The organism is Pseudochelatococcus lubricantis (assembly GCF_042432495.1).
Classification (GTDB): domain Bacteria; phylum Pseudomonadota; class Alphaproteobacteria; order Rhizobiales; family Beijerinckiaceae; genus Pseudochelatococcus; species Pseudochelatococcus lubricantis.
Genome location: NZ_JBHLXC010000024.1, coordinates 142820 through 164237, shown reverse-complemented (window position 1 = coordinate 164237; position 21418 = coordinate 142820). Strand labels below are relative to the sequence as shown.

Sequence of the window (21418 nt, the reverse complement as noted above, 5' to 3'; positions counted from 1 at the left end):
TGACCGTGGGAGGCTGTGACATGGCGGACAACGATCGCGGCGCGGCCGCCCTCGCCGAGCTGCTGCCGGGCGTCGCCGTTCCCGATATCCGGGTGACGGGGCTGCGCCTCGACTCGCGCGCTGTCGCTGCCGGTGACGTGTTCTTCGCCGTGCCGGGCAACCGGGCGGACGGCCTCGCCTTCGCTGCGGACGCGGCGGCGAAGGGCGCGGCCGCGGTCGTGGGGGAGGCCGCGCGTCCCGCTGCCCTGCCGCCCTCCGTCGCCTATGTTCAGGTCGCCGACGTGCGCCGGGCCGTGGCGCTGGCGGCAGCGAGGTTCTACCCCCGCCAGCCGGAGAGGATCGTCGCCGTCACCGGCACCAGCGGCAAGAGTTCCGTGGTGGATTTCACGCGCCAGATATTCCTGCGCGCCGGCCGCCAGGCGGCGAGCCTCGGCACCATCGGCGTCGTCGCGCCGTCCGGCGCGGTCTACGGCTCGCTGACGACGCCGGACAGCATCAGCCTGCACAAGACGCTTGACCAGCTCGCGGGCGAGAGCGTGACGCATCTGGCGTTCGAGGCGTCCTCCCACGGCCTCGACCAGCACCGGCTCGACGGTGTGCGCCTGACGGCGGCAGCCTTCACCAATCTGGGGCGCGACCATCTCGACTACCATCCGGACATCGAATCCTATCTCGCGGCCAAGCTGCGGCTGTTCGCGGACCTGCTGCCCGACGGCGCGCCCGCCGTCGTCAACGCCGATTCGCCGGAGGCCGCGCGCGTGGCCGAGGTCGCGCGTCGCCGGGGCCTGCCGCTCGTCGGCGTCGGCAGGGCGGGCGGGGAGATCGCGCTGCTGAACGCGGCGCGCGAGGGCTTCGCGCAGCGCCTGACGCTCCGCCATGCGGGCGTGACCCGCGACATCCGCCTGCCGCTCGCGGGCGATTTCCAGGCCTCGAATGCGCTCGTCGCCGCCGGCCTCGCCATCGCGGCGGGGGAGGAGGCCGATGCCGTATTCTCCGCGCTGGAGACGCTTCAGGGCGTGCGGGGAAGGCTGGAACGGGTCGCGGAGGTTAACGGCGCGCTCGTCGTGGTGGATTACGCCCACAAGCCCGATGCGCTGGGCGCCGTGCTCGACACCCTGCGCGGCTACGCGACGGGCCGGCTCGTCGTGGCCTTCGGCGCGGGCGGCGACCGCGACAGGGGCAAGCGGCCGCTGATGGGCGCCATCGCGGCGCGCAAGGCTGACGTCGCCATCGTCACCGACGACAATCCGCGTTCCGAGGAGCCCGCCGCCATCCGCGCGGCCATTCTGGCGGCGGCGCGCGAGGTGTCGGGTGCCGACGTGATCGAGATCGGTGACCGTCTCGCGGCCATCCGCCACGGCGTGCGGCTGCTGCAACCGGGGGATATCTTCGTCGTGGCCGGAAAAGGCCATGAAACGGGCCAGATCATCGGGTCAACCACGGTTCACTTTTCTGATCACGAGGCGGTGCTCGCCGCCGTCGCGGAGCTGACATCATGACGCTTGCCATCCGGCCGGGGGATGCCGATTCGGTTGCCCCCCGCGCGCCCCAACCGCCCGCCGAGGTGCTCTGGTCGGGGCTCGACCTCATCCCGGCGCTGAACGCCCGTGCCGCTGACGGCCTGCCCGACCGGGTCACAGGCATCTCCATCGACACGCGCACGCTCGCGCCGGGCGACCTGTTCTTCGCCGTCAGGGGCGGCAACAGCGACGGCCATGCCTATGTCGCGCAGGCACTGGAAAACGGCGCGGCGGCGGCCGTCGTCGACGAGGCGCACGCGCCGCAGCTCCAAGGCACGGGGCCGCTCTACGTGGTGAACGACGTGCTCGCCGCGCTCGTCTCGCTCGGCCGTGCGGCGCGGGCCCGCGCGCGCGCGCATGTCATCGCGGTCACCGGCTCCGTCGGTAAGACGAGCACGAAGGAGGCGCTGCGGATGGCGCTCGGCGGCCAGGGGCGCACGCATGCCTCCGCGGCCTCCTACAACAACCATTGGGGCGTGCCGCTGTCGCTGGCGCGCATGCCGCGGCGCACGCAATACGGCATCTTCGAGATCGGCATGAACGCGCCGGGCGAGGTGCGGCCGCTGTCGCAGATGGTGCGCCCGCACGTGGCCATCGTCACCACGGTGGGGCCGGTTCACCTCGAATACTTCCCCTCCGTCGCGGCGATCGCGGATGCCAAGGGTGAGATTTTTGCGGGGCTTGAGCCGGGCGGCGTCGCCATCCTCAACCGCGACAACGACCAGTTCGAGCGGCTGAAGGCGCATGCGCTCGCCTCCCGCGCCGGGCGGATCGTTTCCTTCGGCGAGCATGAGCAGGCGGACGTGCGCGCCCAACGGATCATCCTGAAGCCGGAGATGACGGTGGTCGAGGCGCAGGTGTTCGGCGCGCCGGTGGTGTACCGCATCGGCTCGCCCGGGCGGCATATCGCGCTCAACAGCCTCGCGGTGCTCGCGGCCGTCCAGGCGGTGGGCGGCGACCTCGCGCTGGCGGCGCTGGCGCTCGGCCAGCTCGCTCCCCCCGAGGGGCGCGGCGAGCGCGTGCGGCTGTCCGCGCCCGGTGGCGAGTTCAGCGATCCGGAAGGCGCGTTCCTGCTGATCGACGAGAGCTACAACGCCAATCCGTCATCGATGACGGCGGCGCTCAACATGCTGGGGCAGGCGGACGTCGGCCTGCGCGGCAGGCGCATCGCGGTGCTCGCCGACATGCTGGAGCTGGGTGCCGACAGCGCCGGCCTGCACGCGGCGCTGAACGGCCCCATCGTGGACAACGATATCGATCTCGTCTTCGCGGCGGGCCCGGCCATGCATCACCTGTGGCGCGCCCTTGCACCCGAGACGCGCGGGGCGTATGCCGAAACGCCGGCCGAACTTGAGGGCGCTGTCCTGCGCACCGTCCGCGCCGGCGATGCCGTCATGGTCAAGGGATCGAACGGCACGAAAGTGTCGCGCATCGTCGCGGCGCTGAAGAACCATTTCCCGGCGGTGAACACGAATGGCGCCCGCACCGCCTGACCGGCAATCGGAACAGCAACTTCAGGGCTGACGGAGACCGACAGCGCATGTTTATCTGGCTTGCGGAACTGAGTGCCTCGGTGCCGGCGCTCAACGTGTTCCGCTACATCACCTTCCGCACCGGGGCGGCGACCGCCACCGCGATGTTCTTCGTCTTCATGTTCGGCCCTGCCATCATCGCCTCGCTGCGGGTGCGGCAGGGCAAGGGCCAGCCGATCCGCACCGACGGACCGCAGTCGCACCTCGCCAAGAAGGGCACGCCGACCATGGGCGGCCTGATGATCCTCTCCGGCGTGCTGGTCTCCGCGCTGTTGTGGGCGAACCTCGCGAATCCCTATGTCTGGGTGGTGCTGTTCGTCACGCTTGGCTTCGGCGCCATCGGCTTCTATGACGACTATCTGAAGGTCACCAAGCAGTCGCACAAGGGCTTTTCGGGCCGCCTGCGGCTCGGCATCGAGGGGCTGATCGGGTTCGTCGCCTGCGTCGTCATCGTGCTGGTGAGCCGCGAGACGCTGCCGCCGGCGCGCGAGCTGCTGGCGACGTCGGTGGCGATCCCCTTTGTCAAGGATCTGCTGATAGATCTCGGCTGGTTCTTCGCCGTGTTCGGCACGCTCGTCATCGTGGGCGCGGGCAACGCCGTCAACCTCACGGACGGCCTCGACGGCCTCGCCATCGTGCCGGTGATGATCGCTGCCGCGACCTTCGGCTTCATCGCCTATCTCGTCGGCAACGCCATCTTCGCCAACTACCTGCAGCTCAACTTCGTGCAGGGCGTGGGCGAGCTTTCGGTGCTTTGCGGCGCGCTGATCGGGGCGGGCATCGGCTTCCTGTGGTTCAACGCGCCGCCCGCGCAGATCTTCATGGGCGACACCGGCTCGCTGGCGCTCGGCGGCATGCTGGGGACGATCGCGGTCGCGACCAAGCACGAGATCGTGCTCGCCATCGTCGGCGGCCTGTTCGTGCTGGAGGCGCTGTCCGTCATCGTGCAGGTGGCTTCCTTCAAGCTCACGGGCAAGCGCGTGTTCAAGATGGCGCCCATCCATCATCACTTCGAGCAACTCGGCTGGACGGAGCCGCAGGTCGTGATCCGCTTCTGGATCATCGCCGTGGTGCTGGCGCTCGTCGGCCTCTCCACGCTGAAGCTGCGGTAGAGCGCTTCTACGTTCCATTAAAACGCGGAAGTGTTCTGTCCTTTTGTTCGAGCATATCTTTCCGGAAAGCGGCACGCGCTTTCCGGATCATGCCTCAGATTGAAAGCTGACTTGGAATGACCCCGGTAACATCGTTCAAGGGCAAGCGCGTTCTTGTTTTCGGTCTCGGCGGCTCGGGCCTCGCCACGGCCGGGGCGCTGGTGGCGGGCGGCGCGGACGTCATCGCCTGGGACGACGGCGAGCAGGGGCGCGAGAAGGCGCGCGCCGCCGGCATCGCGGTTGCGGATCTGCGCGAGGCGGACTGGAACGCGACGCAGGCGCTCGTGCTGTCGCCCGGCGTGCCGCTCACCCATCCCGAGCCGCACTGGTCGGTGAAGCTGGCGCGCGCGGCGGGCGTCGAGGTCATCGGCGACATCGAGCTGTTCGCACGCGAGCGGCGGCTGATCGCCCCCGACGCGCCCTTCATCGCCATCACCGGCACCAACGGCAAATCGACGACCACGGCCCTGATCGCCCACCTGCTGCGCGAGGCGGGGCGGGACGTGCAGCTCGGCGGCAACATCGGCACCGCCATCCTGTCGCTGGAGCCGCCGGCGCGGGAACGGGTGCACGTCGTCGAGTGCTCGTCGTTCCAGATCGATCTCGCGCCCTCGCTCGATCCCACGGTGGGTGTGCTGCTGAACCTCACGCCGGACCATATCGACCGCCACGGCTCGATGGAGAACTATGCCGCCATCAAGGAGCGGCTGGTGGCGAAATCCGGCACGGCAGTCATCGGCGTCGACGACGCATATACGGCCGCCATCGCGGCAAGGCTTGCGGAAATCGTCGCGGCGGCGGGCGTGCGCGTCGTGCCGCTCAGCGTGGCGCGGGCGCTGGAGCGGGGCTTCGCGCTTGCCGGCACGCGGATCGTGCGCGATGGCGTCCCGGTGGCGGACCTGGCGGGCATCGGCTCGCTGCGCGGCCGGCACAACGCGCAGAATGCGGCCGCGGCCTTCGCCGCCGTAACGGCGATCGGCGTGCCCGACGACGTGGCCGCCCGGGGCCTCGCGACCTTCCCGGGCCTCGCCCACCGCATGGAGACGGTGGGGCGCGCGGGCAACGTGCTGTTCGTCAACGATTCCAAGGCCACCAACGCGGATGCGACCGAAAAGGCGCTCGCCGCCTTCGATCGCATTTTCTGGATCGTCGGCGGGCGGCAGAAGGAAGGCGGCATCGCGCCGTTAACGGAATATTTTCCAAAAATCGTTCATGCTTACCTCATCGGTGAATCGAGCGCGGACTTTGCGCGCACGCTCGACGGCAAGGTGCCCTGCAGCCTGAGCGGCACGCTCGATCAGGCGTTGCGGGATGCGGCCGCGGCGGCGGGCAACGACCGGGCGGGAGAGGCGCAAGGTGAAGCGGTCGTGCTGCTGTCGCCGGCCTGCGCCTCCTACGACCAGTTCCCGAATTTCGAGGTGCGTGGCGATCGTTTTCGCGATGCCGTGCGGGCTTTGCCGGGAGTTACGCCGGTTTGAGGGGTTGAGGAATGGCTTCGCGGGCTGAGCGCACCTATGCGGGGGAATGGCTGTGGACGGTCGACCGGCTGTCGCTGGCCGCCGTCGGCGCGCTGATGGTGGCCGGGCTCGTGTTCCTGATGGGCGGCGGTCCGCCCGTGGCGGAGCGGCTGGGCCTGTCGGACTTCCACTTCGTCAACCGGCAGGTGTTCCACCTCATCCCGACAATCGTCATCCTCCTCGGCGCCTCCATGCTGCCGCCGCGCTACGTGCGGCGCGCGGCGCTGCTCACCTATCTCGGCGGCATGCTGCTCATCGTCCTCGCGCTCTACATGGGGCCGGAGGTGAAGGGCTCGCGGCGCTGGTTCGTGCTCGGCGGGCTCACGCTGCAGCCGTCCGAATTCGTCAAGCCGGCTTTCGTGGTGCTCACCGCCTGGTTGTTCGCGGAGGGTAACCGCCGCAAGGACATGCCCGGCACGCTGCTCGCCATCCTGATACTGCCCGCCACCATCGTGCCGCTGATCCTTCAGCCGGACATCGGCCAGACCATGCTCACGACGATCGTATGGGCGTGCCTGTTCTTCACGGCGGGGCTGCATATGTTCTGGGTGCTCGGCATCGGCGGCATCGCGCTGCTCGGGCTCGTGGCGGCCTATGAGTTCATCGGCCACGTGCGGGCGCGCATCGAGCGCTTCCTCGATCCCTCGTCTGGCGACAGCTTCCAGGTCAATACGGCGCTCGATGCCTTCGCGCAGGGCGGCTGGCTCGGCAAGGGGCCGGGCGAGGGCACCGTGAAGCGCATCCTGCCCGACGCCCATACCGACTTCATCTTCGCCGCCACCGCGGAGGAGTTCGGCGTCGTCGTCTGCATCGGCCTCGTGCTGCTCTTCGCCTTCATCGTGCTGCGCAGTCTCGCCATGGCCCGGCGCAACGAAGACCCGTTCTGCCGGCTGGCCGCGACGGGGCTCATCACGCTGTTCGGCGTGCAGGCCTGCATCAACATGATGGTGAACGTGCATCTTCTCCCGGCGAAGGGCATGACGCTGCCCTTCGTCTCCTACGGCGGCTCGTCGCTGTGGTCGCTGGCGCTCGCCATGGGCTTCCTGATCGCGCTCACCCGCAAGCGCCCGCGCGCGGCGATCCTCGACCGCGGCATTCCGGCGGATGGCTACGATGGTTGAAACGCAGAACGCGCCTCTTGTCATCGTCGCCGCCGGCGGCACGGGCGGCCATCTGTTCCCGGCCGAGGCGCTGACAGTGGCACTGAAGGCGCGCGGCGCGCGGGTGGAACTCGCCACCGATACGCGCGCGGCGAAATTCGCCGGCAGTTTTCCCGCCGACGCCATCATCGAGTTTCCCGCCGCGACGCCGTCCGGCCGCTCGCCACTCACGGCGCTGAAGGCGGTGGTGACGCTGGCGCGCGGCTTCCTCGCCGCGCGCGGGGCCATCCGCGCCCGCCGGCCTGCGGTCGTCGTCGGCTTCGGCGGCTATCCGACAGTTCCGCCGCTGCTGGCGGCCGCGTCGCTGCGCGTGCCCGTCATCGTGCATGAGCAGAATGCGGTGCTGGGGCGTGCCAACCTGATGCTGAGCCGCTTCGCCACGCTGATCGCCACGGGGTTTCCCGGCGTCGGCAAGGTGCCCGAGGGCGCGCGGGGCCGTGTCGCGCATGTCGGCAACCCGGTGCGCCCGGCGGTGCGCGAGGCGGCGGCGGTGCCCTTCCGGCCGCTGGATGCGGCGGGCACGCTCAGCCTGGTGGTGACGGGCGGCAGCCAGGGCGCGCGGGTGATGAGCGACATCGTGCCGCCCGCTGTCGAGCAGCTGCCGGAGAACCTGCGCCGGCGCCTCTCCATCGTCCAGCAGGCGCGCGCCGAGGATGTGGAGCGCGTGCGCGAGACCTACGCCCGGCTCGGCGTGGCTGCGGAAATCGCGCCCTTCTTCACCGATCTGCCGCGCCGGATGGCGGAGGCCCATCTCGTGATCGGGCGCGCGGGCGCTTCCACGGTGGCGGAACTCGCCGTGATCGGGCGCGCGTCCATTCTGGTGCCGCTGCCCGGCTCGCTCGATCAGGATCAGGCGGCGAACGCGGCGGTGCTGGTGCACGCGGGCGCGGCCTCCGCCGTGGCGCAGAAGGACTTCACGCCGGACTGGCTGGCGCGCGAACTCGCGGCCCGCTTCGACGATCCGGCATCGTTGCAGCGCGCGGCGGAGGCGGCGCGTACGGCCGGCTATCCGGATGCGGCGGAGCGGCTCGCCGACAGGGTCCTGCGCGTGGCGCGCGGCGAAAAGATAACCGAAACGGCGGCCGGATAGTTGAATTCGGGCGCACACGGGCGCAAAACGCGAACGTGACATCGAAATCTGAAATCACGGAAGCAAGGGCGTCCGTGAAACAAGTCTGAAGGAAAGCGGTTCATGAAACTGCCGCGCGAACTGGGCCCCATCCATTTCATCGGTATTGGCGGCATCGGCATGTCGGGCATCGCGGAGGTGCTGATCAACCTCGGCTACACCGTGCAGGGTTCCGACGCCAGCGACAACGCCAACGTCAAGCGTCTGCGCGACAAGGGCGCCGCCGTCTACACCGGCCACGAGGCGAGCCATCTCGGCGAGGCGGAGGTCGTCGTGGTGTCGACGGCCATCAAGCGCGACAACCCGGAGCTGGTGGAGGCGCGCCTGCGCCGCCTGCCTGTGGTGCGCCGTGCGGAAATGCTGGCCGAACTCATGCGGCTGAAGACTTGCGTCGCGATCGCCGGCACGCACGGCAAGACGACGACCACCTCTCTCGTGGCGACGCTGCTAGACGGCGGCGGTTTCGATCCCACGGTGATCAACGGCGGCATCATCAACGCCTACGGCACCAACGCGCGCCTCGGCGCCGGCGACTGGATGGTGGTGGAGGCGGACGAGTCCGACGGCACCTTCCTCAAGCTGCCTGCCGACGTTGCCGTCGTCACCAACATCGACCCGGAGCACCTCGACCATTTCGGCACGTACGACAAGGTCAAGGAAGCGTTCCGCGCCTTTGTGGAAAATCTGCCGTTCTACGGCTTCGCCGTGATGTGCATCGACCATCCGGTGGTGCAGGATCTCGTCGGCGCCATCGAGGACCGGCACGTCATCACCTACGGCCAGAACCCGCAGGCCGACGTGCGTTTGCTCGACGTCGATCTCACCGGCGGCCGCAGCCGCTTCACGGTGCTGATCCGCGAGCGCCAGTCGAATGCCGCGACCGTCATCGACAACCTGACGCTGCCGATGCCTGGCCTGCACAATGCACTGAACGCCACGGCGGCCATCGGCGTCGCCTTCCGGCTTGGCATGACGCCGGATGCCATCCGCAAGGCCATCGAGGGCTTTGGCGGCGTGAAGCGCCGCTTCACGCGCACGGGCGAGTGGAACGGCGTCGCCATCTTCGACGACTACGGCCATCACCCGGTGGAGATCGCCGCCGTGCTGAAGGCGGCGCGCGCCTCGACCGCCGGGCGTGTCATCGCGGTGGTGCAGCCGCATCGTTACACGCGCCTGCAGTCGCTGTTCAACGATTTCTGCACCTGCTTCAACGACGCCGACGCCGTGCTCGTCGCTCCCGTCTACGCAGCGGGGGAGGCGCCCATCGAAGGCGCGGGGCGCGACGATCTCGTGGCCGGCCTGCGCGCGCGCGGCCACCGCGACGTCATCGCCATCGACGGTCCGGAAGGGCTCGCGGACAAGGTGCGGGCGCTTGCCTCGCCCGGCGATTACGTGGTGTTTCTGGGCGCGGGCAGCATCACCGGCTGGGCGAACGCGCTGCCGGGCGAACTCGCGGCAAGCGAGGTGGCATGACGTTTCCGGACATCTCCGCGCCGTTCCGCGACGCGCCGCTGCGGGGAAGTCTTGCCGTCAACGCGCCGCTGGCGCCGCTGACGTGGTTCCGCACCGGCGGCCCTGCCCAGTTGCTGTTCACCCCGGCGGACGCTGAAGACCTCGCGCTGTTTCTGCGGCATCTGCCGGCCGACGTGCCGCTGCTCGTCATTGGGCTCGGCTCCAACCTGCTGGTGCGCGACGGTGGCGTGCCGGGCGCTGTGGTGCGGCTGGGCAAGGGGTTTTCCACCATCGCTATCGAGCCGGGGCACCGCGTGCGCGCAGGTGCCGCCGCTGCCGACGTGAAGGTGGCCCGCGCGGCGGCCGAGGCCGGCATTGACGGGCTCGCCTTCCTGCGCGGCATTCCGGGCACCATCGGCGGCGCGCTGCGCATGAACGGCGGCGCCTATGGCGGCGATGTCGCGCAGGTGCTGGTGGAGGCGCGGGCGCTCGATCGCGGCGGTGAAAGCCGCGTCCTCACCCATGCGGACATGGGATTCAGCTACCGCCATACGGCCGCGCCCGACGATCTCATCTTCACCGGGGCGCTGTTCCAGGGCACGCCGGGCAATCCCGAAGAGATACTGGCGCGCATGGGCGCCATCACGGAGGCGCGCTCGGCCACGCAGCCCGTGAACACCCGCACGGGCGGTTCTACCTTCACCAATCCCGAGGGCAGCAAGGCCTGGGAGCTGGTGGACGCCGCCGGCTGCAGGGGGCTGCGAATCGGCGCGGCGCAGGTGTCCGAGCTGCACTGCAACTTTCTCGTCAACACGGGCGGCGCGACGGCCGCCGACATTGAGACGCTCGGTGAGGAAGTTCGCCGAAGGGTCCATGAGAAAACGGGAATTGTCCTGCAATGGGAAATCAGGCGGGTCGGCGTGCCTGCGGAAAGCCTCAAATCTTAACATCCGGGGACAGTGGATTTCGCGAACGGTTAATGGTTGTGAATAACCGCTTCTCCAGCCCCTTGCCGGCTCATCACGGCTCTTGGAAACTCCATCCATCCCCTTGATGGAAAACGGATTATCCGGGCAGGGAAGGCGCCGGCGCCGAGCCCGGGGGATGAGGAAAACCGCATTTTCCGCCGCCGCGCCGCGCGCTCCTTAAACCAAATATTTACCAAAAGGCTGAAGAGTCATCGTTAACGGTGGCCGCGACGCCGTTGATGCGATTGTCGATGTGTCGGCGTTCCGGCGGCTGTTCCCGACATGTGTTCTCAGGCGAGTTTTTCGGGCGGGCTTTCGATGGCTGGTGGCAAGCATTTTCTGCGAGGTCTGAAGAGCGGCGGTCCCTCCTTCGCCGCCGCTGGCCCGCGCGCCGGGGGCGACCGGCGTTCGCAGCGCCTGACGGCGTTCGAGAAGGCGGCGCGCTACATGCCGCGCGGCAGCGGGACGGCGATGACAATCGCCTTCTTCACGCTCGTCGGCGTTGTCGGCGCGTCGTACGGCGGCCAGATGGAGACGTTCCGCGCCACCTACGGCGAGCCGTATGATGCGTTCGCGCGGGCCGTGGGCCTCGGCATCGACGAGGTGCAGATCAGCGGCATGGTGGAGCTGCGCGAGAGCGAGGTACTGGCGGCGGCGGGCATCACGCCCCTGCGCTCGCTCGCCTTTCTCGACGCGGGCGAGGTGCGCAAGCGTCTCGAACTGGTGCCGATGATCCGCCAGGCGTCGGTCAGCAAGCTCTATCCGGACGCGCTGGCGATCAACATCGTGGAGCGCGAGCCGCGCGCGCTGTGGCAGCTCAACGGCGAGCTGTTCGTCATCGCCGGCGACGGCACGGTCATCGACCTGATGACCGACGCGCGCTTCGCGCGCCTGCCCTTTGTCGCGGGCGACGGGGCGAACACCCGCTCCCAGGAATACATCGACGTGCTGCGCGCCGCCGGCCCCATCGCCGGCCGCATCCGCGCCGGCATCCTGGTTTCCGGCCGGCGCTGGGACGTCAAGTTCGACAACGACCTGATCGTGCGCCTGCCCGAGATGGAACCCGTGGAAGCGATGCAGCGTCTCGTGGAGCTGGAGAAGCGCGAGCGTCTCCTCGAAAAGGACCTCATCGCCATCGACATGCGTCAGCCGGACCGCGTCGCCATGCGTCTGAGCGAGGAGGGCGCGGCGGCAATGGCTGAAGCGAAGAAGAAACCCGCCAAGCGGAAGGCCCCCGAAACATGAGCTCCAACGGCAATCGCCTGACCCCGGGGCTGACGCCACGGATGAAACCGCTCTCCGCCCGCAAGAGTGCCACGCTGTCGGTGCTCGATGTCGGCACCAACAAGATCGTCTGCCTCATCGCCCAGCTCAACCCCGCGGGCGAGACGGAGGCGCTGCGCGGGCGCACGCATCTGGCGCGCGTGCTGGGCATCGGCCACCAGCGCTCCATGGGCCTGAAGGGCGGCATCATCGTCGATCTCGACGCGGCCGAGCGTGCCATTCGCCACGCCGTGGACGCGGCGGAGCGGATGGCACAGGTGGAGCTGAAGTCCGTCATCGTGAATCTCACGGGAGGACGGCTCGCCTCCCAGCGTTTCGCGGCCCATGTCGCGGTGCGCGGCGGCGCGGTGACGACGGGCGACGTCGGCCGGGTGCTCGACGCCGCCTCCGCCCACGCCACGCGGCCGGGGCGGGCGGTGCTGCACGCGCTGCCGACCGGCTTCTCGCTCGACGGCCAGCGCGGCCTGCTCGATCCCGCCGGGATGATCGGCGAGAAGCTCGGCGTCGACATGCATGTCGTCAATGCCGACGGGGGCGCCGTGCGCAACCTGATGCTCGCGGTGGAGCGCTGCCATCTCGACGTCGAGGCCGTGGTGGCGACACCTTACGCCGCCGGCCTTTCCGCGCTCGTCGACGACGAGGCGGAAATGGGCGCGGTGCTGATCGACCTCGGCGGCGGCACCACGAGCATGGGCGTCTTCGCGGGCGGCCACCTCGTCCATGCGGATGCCTTCGCCGTCGGCGGCCATCACGTGACGATGGACGTGGCGCGCGGCCTGTCCACCCGCGTGGCGGCGGCGGAGCGGCTGAAGACGCTCTACGGGGCGGCGATCTCCTCGCCCTCCGACGAGCGCGAGATCGTGGCGGTGCCGCAGGTCGACGACAGCGAACAGGACGTGCCCAACCACGTGCCGAAATCGCATCTGGTGCGCATCATCAAGCCGCGCGTCGAGGAAATTCTTGAGCTGGCGCGCGGACGCCTGCGCGAGGCCGGCTTCGCCGCGGAGGCGGGGCGGCGGGTGATACTGACGGGCGGCGCGAGCCAGCTCACCGGCCTGCCGGAGCTGGCGCGGCGCATTCTCGTCGGGGAAAAGGGTACGGGGCAGGTGCGTATCGGCCGGCCCCTCGGGATCAAGGGGCTGCCTGAGGCTGCGAAGGGGCCGGCGTTTTCCGCGTCGGTCGGCCTGCTGGTTTACCCGCAGATGGCGCATGTGGAGCATTTCGAGCCGCGCTCGGCGGGCTATGGCCTGCGGACCGGCACGGACGGGTACTTCAGCCGCATGGGCCGCTGGATACGCGACAGTTTCTGAGCACGGGCGGCGGTGCGGCGGCCGCCACGTCCAGGATTTATCTGAAGAGAGAGGGGCGCGCAGCCGGGCGCCGATTGATGAGAAGAGGCCAAACATGGCGATCAACCTGCAAGCCCCGGATATCCGGGAACTGAAGCCCCACATCACTGTTTTCGGCGTCGGTGGAGCCGGCGGCAATGCAGTGAACAACATGATCGAATCCGGCCTGCAAGGGGTCGAGTTCGTCTGCGCCAACACCGATGCCCAGGCGCTCATGAGTTCCCGTTGCGAGCGCATCATCCAGATGGGCACGCAGGTGACCGAGGGCCTCGGCGCCGGCTCCCAGCCCGACATCGGCCGCGCGGCGGCGGAAGAGGTGATCGACGAGATTCGCGACAACCTCTCCGGCGCGCACATGGTGTTCATCACCGCCGGCATGGGCGGCGGCACCGGCACGGGCGCCGCGCCCGTCATCGCGCAGGCCGCGCGCGACATGGGCATCCTCACGGTCGGCGTGGTCACGAAGCCGTTCCAGTTCGAAGGCGCGCGCCGCATGCGCGTGGCGGACGCGGGCATTCAGGAACTGCAGAAGTCGGTCGATACGCTGATCGTCATCCCGAACCAGAACCTGTTCCGCGTCGCGAACGAAAAGACCACCTTCGCCGACGCTTTCACGCTCGCCGACCAGGTGCTCTACTCGGGCGTCGCCTGCATCACCGACCTGATGGTGAAGGAAGGTCTCATCAACCTCGACTTCGCCGACGTGCGCTCCATCATGCGCGGCATGGGCAAGGCGATGATGGGCACGGGCGAGGCTTCCGGCGAGAAGCGCGCCATCACGGCGGCGGAGGCGGCCATCGCCAACCCGCTGCTCGACGACGTGTCGATGAAGGGCGCGCGCGGCCTGCTGATCTCGATCACCGGCGGCAACGACCTCACCCTCTATGAAGTGGACGAGGCCGCGACCCGCATCCGCGAGGAAGTCGACTCCGACGCCAACATCATCCTGGGCGCGACCTTCGACCCCGCGCTAGAGGGCATCATCCGCGTGTCCGTGGTCGCCACCGGCATCGAGCCCCTCCTTGCCGGCAGCACGCAGGACGTGACCGCCACCGAGCAGCGGATCGCCGAGGTGGCGGAGCGGCTGCGCTCCGAGGCGCGCCTGCGCGCCGTCCAGGGCTCCGGGCAGATCGCGGTTGCGGGCGGCGAGGCGCCGCAGGCAGCGGCTTCCCTCACGGTGCCGCAGGCCGTGCCGGTCGCCGGCATCGCGCCGACGCTCGCCCAGTCTTCCGCGCCGGCGGTGGGCCGTCACGACGTCGTGTTCGAGCCCGCGCAGCCGCGCCCGAACATCGTGCCGACCGCCGCCGCGCTTGCGGCTGCGCCCGCGCCGCAGCCGGAAGCGCTGCCGGAGCACTTCCTGCCGCCGCGCGCGGAGCAGACGGTGCGCCCGGCTCGCATGCCGCGTGTCGACGAGCTGCCGCTGCCCGCGCAGAACCAGATCCGCGCCAGCCGCGGCGAAGCGCCGCAGCACGCGCCGCAGAGCCAACAGGGGCATGATCCGCGCCAGCGCATGTCGCTGCTGCAGCGTCTCGCCTCCGTCGGGCTCGGCCGTCGGGACGAGCCGGCACCGCAGCACGCGCCGCAGGTCCGGAGCCAGCCGCAGGCCGCTCCCCAGGGCGCGCAGCCGCAAGTGCACGCGCAGCCGCAAATGCACGCGCAGCCACATGCGCAGCCCGTCCCTCAGCCTCCTGTGTATCGGCCCGCGCAGCCCGAGCAGCAGGCCGTGCGGCCCTCCGTTCCCGCGCCGCGCAACGCCACCATCGACGACGAGCAGCTTGAAATTCCGGCGTTTCTCCGTCGTCAAGCCAATTGATCAAGTTTACCCGATCACATTTTACAGAACTATCCACAGCGGGGCCGAAAGGCCCCGTTGTCCGTTTTTTTGGCGTTTCATGAAAGAAGGACTTTCCAACGACAGATATGCGGCGCGTCGGGGGCGAAACAGACGCTTGTGTCGCAATTTTGCCGCAATCAAGCTGCCACGGCATCCGTTTCCGGGGAAAGGTTAACGAAGTGTAAACGATTGTTTTGAAAGCATATTATGTGTCTGAAGGGCTTGTAACAGACGGTAAGAAAGCGTGATTTGGCGTCAGTGGACGAGGGTGTTTATGTAAGCTCGCAACGTGAGTCGACAGCCTCGAATCGAGTGCTCCCTCACACGGCACGCCGACCGGGACCGGGGTTCGGCGCCGCCTATCTGGTACCCCGGTCCGGGACGCATTCGATGAAGGCCAGCAGGCAAACGACGCTTCGTAAAGCCGTAACGCTCACCGGGACCGGTGTTCATTCTGGCAAGCCTGCGAGACTTGTGCTGCATCCCGCCGACGCCCACCACGGCGTTGTTTTTTTAAGGACCGGCCTGTCGAATGGCCGTGAACGCCTGATCAACGCGCGCTACGCCAACGTCAGCACCACGGAACTCTGCACCGTGCTGGGCGAGGCCGACACGGGCTCCGTCGCTACCATCGAACACCTCATGGCGGCCCTTTCAGGGCTTGGCATCGATAACGTGCTGGCCGAGATCGACGGGCCGGAGATGCCGATTCTCGACGGCAGCGCCAGCTGCTTCGTCGACGCGATCGTCTCCGCCGGCATCGTGCGTCAGGAGGCGTCGCGCCGCTACCTGAAGATCCTGCGTCCGGTACGGATCAACCACGGGCGCGGCTACTCCGAGCTTCGTCCCGCTGACCGCGGCTTCCGTCTCGATGTCGAGATCGATTTCGATTCGGCGGTGATCGGGCGCCAGCGCAAGGTGGTGGATCTGGACGCCGCCGTGTTCCGCAACGAGATTTGCCGCGCGCGCACCTTCGGCTTCATGCGCGATGTCGAGAAGCTGCGCGGCATGGGGCTGGCACTCGGCTCGTCGCTCGACAACTCGATCGCCATCGCTGACGACGGTATCGTCAATCCCGAGGGTCTGCGCTACGGCGACGAGTTCGTGCGCCACAAGCTGCTCGACGCCGTCGGCGATCTGGCGCTGGCGGGCTTTGCGCTGCAGGGCGAATACCGCTCCTACTGCGCTGGCCACCGCATGAATGTCGCGGTGCTGGACGCGCTGTTCAGCGACCGGGCGAATTACGCCATCATCGACTCGCTCGCCCCGCGCCGCGAATACGGCTACGCGGAAGTCGCCGCGGGCGCGGCCGCTCCGGCCTACGCGCCTGATCTGACCTGATTTTTCCGATGTCTTGTGTGCGGATTTGACTGCGGGCGAAACAGAGTGCTTGGCGGATGAGGTCTGTTTGGGGTAAACACCCCGGGGTTGGGGGTGTCATGTGTCCCTCGCGCCATCTGGAGGATTGACGAGGGATGCGTTTCTCGCACTTGCCTTTTTCCGACAACGTGGTTTCCGGCGGGCGTCCGGTCCTGCGCGTCGCGGGCCGTCTCGCAGCGGCCGGTGTGATCCTTCTTGCCGTCGCGGCCTGCGACTCGGTGAAGTCGCTTAATCCGTTCTCCAAGCCGGAAGTCTACAAGCCCGAGATCGTTCCGGTGAAGCCGGCGGAAGAGCTTTACAACGACGGCCTCGCGAGGTCGGCGAAGGGCGATTTCGAGGGCGCCTACAAGGCGTTCGACACCATCAACCGGCAGAATCCCGGCACGACCTGGGCGCAGAAGTCGCTGATCATGCAGACCTACGTCGCCTACGAGGGCGGCCGGTATGACGACGCGGCCAACAGCGGGATACGCTATACGACGCTCTATCCCAATTCCGAGGACGCCGCCTACGCGCAGTATCTGCTGGCGATGTCCTACTACAAGCAGGTGCCGGACGTCACCCGCGACCAGGCGTCCACACAGCGCGCCGTGCAGGCGTTCGAGACGCTGATCGAGCGCTATCCGCGTTCCGAATATGTGAAGGACGGCAAGTTCAACCTTCAGGTGGTGCGCGACCAGCTCGCCGGCCACGAGATGGAGGTGGGCCGCTTCTATCTGGGCAAGCGCAACTACACGGCCGCCATCAACCGCTTCCGTGAGGTTGTGGCGCGCTACCAGACGACACGCTCGGTCGAGGAGGCGCTGATGCGCCTGACAGAGGCCTACGTCGCCCTCGGCATCGTCAGCGAGGCCCAGACGGCGGCAGCGGTGCTCGGCCACAACTTCCCGGAAAGCCCGTGGTACAAGGACGCCTACGCGCTGCTCGCCAGCAAGGGCCTTGAACCGCGCGAGGACACGGGCTCGTGGATCAGCAAGCTCTTCAGCGGCGGCCAGTTCAGGTAACGGCCGTCGGCCGCGCCGTCACCGGCGCCTCGCCTTGCCGGTCCGCACGAACACGCCCACCATCTCGACATGGGGCGAGTGGCGGAACTGGTCGACCGGCGTGATGCGCGCGGCGGCATAGCCGCCATCGGTCAGGATTTTCGCATCGCGGGCGAAGGTGCCGGCGTCGCATGAAACGGCGACGACGAGCGGCACCTGGCTCTTGGCGATCTCGCGCGCTTGCGCTTCCGCCCCTGCCCGGGGCGGATCGAAGACGACGGCGTCGTAGCGGTTCAGTTCAAGCGGCAGCAGAGGGCGGCGGAACAGGTCGCGCGCCTCCGTGGTGATGCGGCGCAAGCCAGGCGTGGCGCGGAAGGCGCGGTCCAGCGCGGCCAACGCGGCTGCTGCGCTTTCCACAGCATGCACCTCGGCGCGTTCCGCCAGGCGCAGCGCGAACGGCCCGCAGCCGGCGAAGAGGTCGGCGGCGCGCTTGATGCGCCCGGGCGCGCTGTCGCAGGCTTCCGTCACCAGCCGCGCCAGTGTTTCCTCGCCCAGCGCCGTCGCCTGAAGGAAGCCGCCCGCCGGCGGCGTCACCAGCCCGCGCCCCATCGCGATGCCCGGCGGCCGGCGCTCGACGACGAGATCGCCGTGGATCGACAGGCGGGCGAGATCGAGCCGCTCGGCCGCGCCCGTCAGCACGCGCCGCTCCACCTCGCCGGCAGGGCCGTGGCCGCGCACATCGATGTCGAGGCCGGAGGTCGTGGCGGTGATCTGAATATCGAGCGGCTTGCCTTTCGGCAGCAGCAGCCTGGCGAGATCGAGGGCGACCGCCGGCGCGCGCGCCAGCGCGGGGTCGAGCACCGGGCAGTGCGCGACGGGCACGAGATCGTGGCTGCGCGCGGCCATGAAGCCGACGGCGTCGTCGACACCGTCCGCGTCCTGCCTGCGCCGACCGTGGAACGTCACCCGCCGGCGGCCTGTGCCGTGCGCATCCACAAGCGGTTCGACGGGTGTGTCGATGCCGGCGCGCGCCAGCGCGGTGACGACGCTGTCGCGTTTCCAGGCGCCATAGGTCGCCTCCGACATATGTTGTGTCACGCAGCCGCCGCAGCGCGTGAACAGCACGCATTCGGGCGCGCGCCGGTCAGGCGCGGCGTGCTCGACGGCGATCAGGGCGGCGCGCGCGTCCGCGCGGCCCATCGAGGAGCGCGCGGCGCGTCCGGTCGAAGGGTCGGGCGCGGGCAGGCTGACGCGCACCGTCTCGCCGGGCAGCGCATAGGGCACGTAGACGGGACCGGCAGGCGTGTCGGCAATGCCGTCCCCGCGCGCTCCGAGGCGGGCTATCGTCAGCGTCAGTGTGGCGTCCTGTGTCATGACAGGCGGGCTCCGATCAGATATTCGCGGTTGCCGTCGCCGCCCTCGATGGGGGAGGGGATGAGGCCGCTCACGGTGAAGCCGAGCCCCGCAACGTGGGCGCGGATGTCCTCGCATACGCGCGTCCGCACCGCCTCGTCGCGCACGATGCCCTTGCTGAGATGCGCGCGACCGGCCTCGAACTGCGGCTTGATTAGCGCCGCGAGCGCCGCGCCGGGTTTCAGCAGCGGCACCGCCGCCGGCAGCACGAGCTTCAGCGAGATGAAGCTGACGTCGACGCTCAGCACATCGAACGGGCCGATGCCGCGCCCGGCGAGCGCGCGGGCGTCGGTGCCCTCCAGCGCGGTGACGCGCGGGTCGCCCGCGACGAGCGGATGCAACTGTCCGTGGCCGACATCGACCGCGTGCACATGCGCCGCGCCGCGCGCCAGCAGCACCTGCGTGAAGCCGCCGGTGGAGGCGCCGAGGTCGAGCGCCGCGGCCCCCGTGACGTCGAAGCCGAAGGCGTCGAGAGCAGCAGCGAGCTTCAGACCGCCGCGCGACACCCAGGGATGAGGTGCCTGCGCCACGATGCCGGCGTCTGCGGGGATGGTCTGCGAGGGTTTGCGCAGCACGGCGCCGTCGACGCTGACGCCGCCCGCCTCGATGGCGGCGCGTGCCTGCGCGCGGCTGTCAAAAAAGCCGCGCTCGACCAGCACGACATCCGCCCTGCGCCTTTCCGACATCCGGACCCTATCCGTTTCCGCGTCCCGGGATCACGCCCTGAGCGCCGGCACGTCCGCGATCGCGGAGGCGTTGCCCAGCGCCGCGAACACCGTGGCGACGATGCCGGCCGCGTCCAGCCCGGCGGCGGCGTACATACGCTCCGGCTTGTCGTGCTCGATGAACGTGTCGGGCAGCGTCATGGTGCGCACCTTGAGGCCCTGGTCGAGCAGGCCCTCCTGCGCGAGCGCGTGCAGCACGAAGGCGCCGAAGCCACCCTGCGATCCTTCCTCGACGGTGATCAGGCACTCGTGCTCGCGCGCCAGGCGGCGCAGCAGGTCGAGGTCGAGCGGCCGGGCGAAGCGCGCATCGGCGACGGTGGTGGAAAGGCCGCGCGCCTCCAGCTGCTCGGCGGCAGCGAGCGCCTCGGCAAGGCGCGTGCCCAGCGACAGCAGCGCCACGCGGTTGCCCTCGCGCACGATGCGGCCCTTGCCGATGGGCAGCACCTCGCCCCGTTCGGGCAGCTCCAAGCCCACGCCCTCGCCACGCGGGTAGCGCAGCGCAATGGGACCGGCGTCGTGGGCGGCGGCGGTCGCCACCATATGCACGAGTTCCGCCTCGTCGCTCGCCGCCATCAGCACCATGTTGGGCAGACAGCCGAGATAGGCGATGTCGAACGAGCCCGCGTGCGTCGGCCCGTCGGCCCCCACCAGCCCGGCGCGGTCGATGGCGAAGCGCACTGGCAGGTTCTGGATCGCCACGTCGTGGACGATCTGGTCGTAGGCGCGCTGCAGGAACGTCGAGTAGATGGCACAGAACGGTCTGTAGCCTTCCGCCGCCAGCCCGGCCGCGAAGGTCACGGCGTGCTGCTCGGCGATGCCGACGTCGTAGGTGCGCTTGGGGAACGCCTGCCCGAAGAGGTCTAGGCCGGTGCCGGACGGCATGGCGGCCGTGACGGCGACGATCTTCTCGTCGCGCTCCGCCTCGCGGATCAGGCTGTCGGCGAACACCCGCGTATAGGTGGGGGCGTTGGCCTTGGGCTTGGCCTGCGCGCCGGTGACGACGTCGAACGTGTTCACACCGTGGTATTTGTCGGCCGCGGCCTCGGCGGGAGCATAGCCTTTGCCCTTCTGCGTCACCACGTGGACGAGGATCGGCCCGTCCTCGGCGGCGCGGGCGTTGCGCAGCACGGGCAGCAGGTGGTCGAGGTTGTGGCCGTCTACCGGGCCGACATAATAGAACCCCAGCTCCTCGAACAGGGTGCCGCCGGTCCAGAAGCCGCGGGCATATTCCTCGGCGCGTTGCGCCTTCTCGTAGAAGAAGCGCGGCAGGCGGCTCACGATCTGCTTGCCGGTTTCGCGCAGCGAACGGTAGGTGCCGCTGGAGACGATGCGCGCCAGATGCGCGGAGAGCGCGCCCACGGGCGGGGCGATCGACATGTCGTTGTCGTTGAGGATGACGATGAGCCGCGCCCCGAGCGCGCCGGCGTTGTTCATGGCCTCATAGGCCATGCCGGCCGACATGGCGCCGTCGCCGATCACGCAGACCACATGATTGCCGCCGTTCGAAAGGTCGCGTGCGGCGGCCATGCCGAGCCCCGCCGAGATGGAGGTGGAGGAATGGCCGGCGCCGAATGGATCGTAGGGGCTTTCCGCCCGCCTGGTGAAGCCTGAGAGGCCGCCGCTCTTGCGCAGCGTGCGGATGCGGTCGCGCCGCCCGGTGAGGATTTTGTGCGGATAGGCCTGGTGGCCCACGTCCCAGATCAGCCGGTCGTCCGGCGTGTCGAAGACGTAGTGCAGCGCTGCCGTGAGTTCCACAACGCCGAGCCCCGCGCCGAGATGCCCGCCGGTGACGGACACGGCGTCGATCACCTCCGCGCGCAACTCGTCGACGAGCTGCGGAAGCGCGGCCTCCGGGAGGTGGCGCAGGTCGGCGGGCGTCAGGATGGTATCGAGGAGCGGGGTGGATATGGGCAACGTCAGAAAACCTCCGGAAACCTCTCGGGTCCCGTCATGTCATGGATCGCGAAACGGCCGCGCCACGGTGTGCGCGGCCTTCTCGCGCAAGATAACAGGGAATAGGC

Annotated in this window: 16 protein-coding genes; 13 read left to right on the top strand and 3 right to left on the bottom strand. The window is 69.2% G+C overall.

The genetic code is table 11. From position 1 onward, the window contains the following. The first annotated feature begins 20 nt into the window (after positions 1 to 20). The 13 genes from ACFFJ7_RS19930 (at position 21) to ACFFJ7_RS19870 (ending at position 17280) form a co-directional block, all read left to right on the top strand. Positions 21 to 1499, top strand: coding sequence for a UDP-N-acetylmuramoyl-L-alanyl-D-glutamate--2,6-diaminopimelate ligase (locus tag ACFFJ7_RS19930; RefSeq protein WP_377594756.1), 1479 nt, complete (start codon positions 21 to 23; stop codon positions 1497 to 1499). Further along, positions 1496 to 3013 carry a UDP-N-acetylmuramoylalanyl-D-glutamyl-2,6-diaminopimelate--D-alanyl-D-alanine ligase gene (locus ACFFJ7_RS19925; RefSeq protein WP_377594755.1) on the top strand — a complete coding sequence of 506 codons (1518 nt, stop codon included), beginning with the start codon at positions 1496 to 1498 and terminating at the stop codon, positions 3011 to 3013. The genes ACFFJ7_RS19930 and ACFFJ7_RS19925 overlap by 4 nt, the downstream gene beginning before the upstream one ends. Positions 3014 to 3060: 47 nt before the next feature. After that, positions 3061 to 4164: a phospho-N-acetylmuramoyl-pentapeptide-transferase gene (gene mraY, locus ACFFJ7_RS19920; RefSeq protein WP_166955083.1), complete on the top strand. Its 1104-nt coding sequence runs from the start codon at positions 3061 to 3063 to the stop codon at positions 4162 to 4164. Between the two features lie 116 nt (positions 4165 to 4280). Then, complete coding sequence (gene murD / locus ACFFJ7_RS19915; protein WP_377594753.1) at positions 4281 to 5681, top strand: UDP-N-acetylmuramoyl-L-alanine--D-glutamate ligase; 1401 nt, start codon at positions 4281 to 4283, stop codon at positions 5679 to 5681. 11 nt (positions 5682 to 5692) lie between these two features. Next, positions 5693 to 6841, top strand: coding sequence for an FtsW/RodA/SpoVE family cell cycle protein (locus tag ACFFJ7_RS19910; RefSeq protein ID WP_166955087.1), 1149 nt, complete (start codon positions 5693 to 5695; stop codon positions 6839 to 6841). Beyond that, positions 6834 to 7970 carry an undecaprenyldiphospho-muramoylpentapeptide beta-N-acetylglucosaminyltransferase gene (murG, locus tag ACFFJ7_RS19905; protein ID WP_377594750.1) on the top strand — a complete coding sequence of 379 codons (1137 nt, stop codon included), beginning with the start codon at positions 6834 to 6836 and terminating at the stop codon, positions 7968 to 7970. The genes ACFFJ7_RS19910 and murG overlap by 8 nt, the downstream gene beginning before the upstream one ends. 102 nt (positions 7971 to 8072) lie before the next feature. Then, the gene (murC, locus tag ACFFJ7_RS19900; protein WP_377594749.1) at positions 8073 to 9482 is read left to right on the top strand and encodes a UDP-N-acetylmuramate--L-alanine ligase; all 1410 of its coding nucleotides are present in this window, start codon (positions 8073 to 8075) and stop codon (positions 9480 to 9482) included. Beyond that, on the top strand, positions 9479 to 10408 hold the full coding sequence (gene murB / locus ACFFJ7_RS19895; protein ID WP_166955093.1) for a UDP-N-acetylmuramate dehydrogenase: 930 nt from the start codon (positions 9479 to 9481) through the stop codon (positions 10406 to 10408). Before murC ends, murB begins: the two co-directional genes overlap by 4 nt. A 339-nt stretch (positions 10409 to 10747) precedes the next feature. After that, the gene (locus tag ACFFJ7_RS19890) at positions 10748 to 11674 is read left to right on the top strand and encodes a cell division protein FtsQ/DivIB (RefSeq protein WP_166955095.1); all 927 of its coding nucleotides are present in this window, start codon (positions 10748 to 10750) and stop codon (positions 11672 to 11674) included. Further along, positions 11671 to 13023 carry a cell division protein FtsA gene (gene ftsA, locus ACFFJ7_RS19885; RefSeq protein ID WP_166955097.1) on the top strand — a complete coding sequence of 451 codons (1353 nt, stop codon included), beginning with the start codon at positions 11671 to 11673 and terminating at the stop codon, positions 13021 to 13023. Before ACFFJ7_RS19890 ends, ftsA begins: the two co-directional genes overlap by 4 nt. Before the next feature lie 94 nt (positions 13024 to 13117). Further along, positions 13118 to 14875: a cell division protein FtsZ gene (ftsZ, locus tag ACFFJ7_RS19880; RefSeq protein WP_377594746.1), complete on the top strand. Its 1758-nt coding sequence runs from the start codon at positions 13118 to 13120 to the stop codon at positions 14873 to 14875. A 411-nt stretch (positions 14876 to 15286) separates the two neighbouring features. After that, entirely contained in the window at positions 15287 to 16237 is a 951-nt protein-coding gene (gene lpxC / locus ACFFJ7_RS19875) for a UDP-3-O-acyl-N-acetylglucosamine deacetylase (RefSeq protein ID WP_377594744.1), read from the top strand. 134 nt (positions 16238 to 16371) lie between these two features. Then, the gene (locus ACFFJ7_RS19870) at positions 16372 to 17280 is read left to right on the top strand and encodes an outer membrane protein assembly factor BamD (RefSeq protein WP_166955104.1); all 909 of its coding nucleotides are present in this window, start codon (positions 16372 to 16374) and stop codon (positions 17278 to 17280) included. 18 nt (positions 17281 to 17298) lie between these two features. Here the strand turns inward: ACFFJ7_RS19870 and ACFFJ7_RS19865 are convergent, their stop codons facing one another. The 3 genes from ACFFJ7_RS19865 to dxs are packed head-to-tail and all read right to left on the bottom strand — an operon-like array spanning position 17299 to position 21311. Beyond that, positions 17299 to 18633 carry a class I SAM-dependent RNA methyltransferase gene (locus ACFFJ7_RS19865; protein ID WP_377594742.1) on the bottom strand — a complete coding sequence of 445 codons (1335 nt, stop codon included), beginning with the start codon at positions 18631 to 18633 and terminating at the stop codon, positions 17299 to 17301. Beyond that, positions 18630 to 19358, bottom strand: coding sequence for a TlyA family RNA methyltransferase (locus tag ACFFJ7_RS19860; protein WP_377594740.1), 729 nt, complete (start codon positions 19356 to 19358; stop codon positions 18630 to 18632). Before ACFFJ7_RS19860 ends, ACFFJ7_RS19865 begins: the two co-directional genes overlap by 4 nt. A 30-nt stretch (positions 19359 to 19388) precedes the next feature. After that, positions 19389 to 21311: a 1-deoxy-D-xylulose-5-phosphate synthase gene (gene dxs, locus ACFFJ7_RS19855; protein ID WP_377594738.1), complete on the bottom strand. Its 1923-nt coding sequence runs from the start codon at positions 21309 to 21311 to the stop codon at positions 19389 to 19391. Positions 21312 to 21418: the final 107 nt, after the last annotated feature.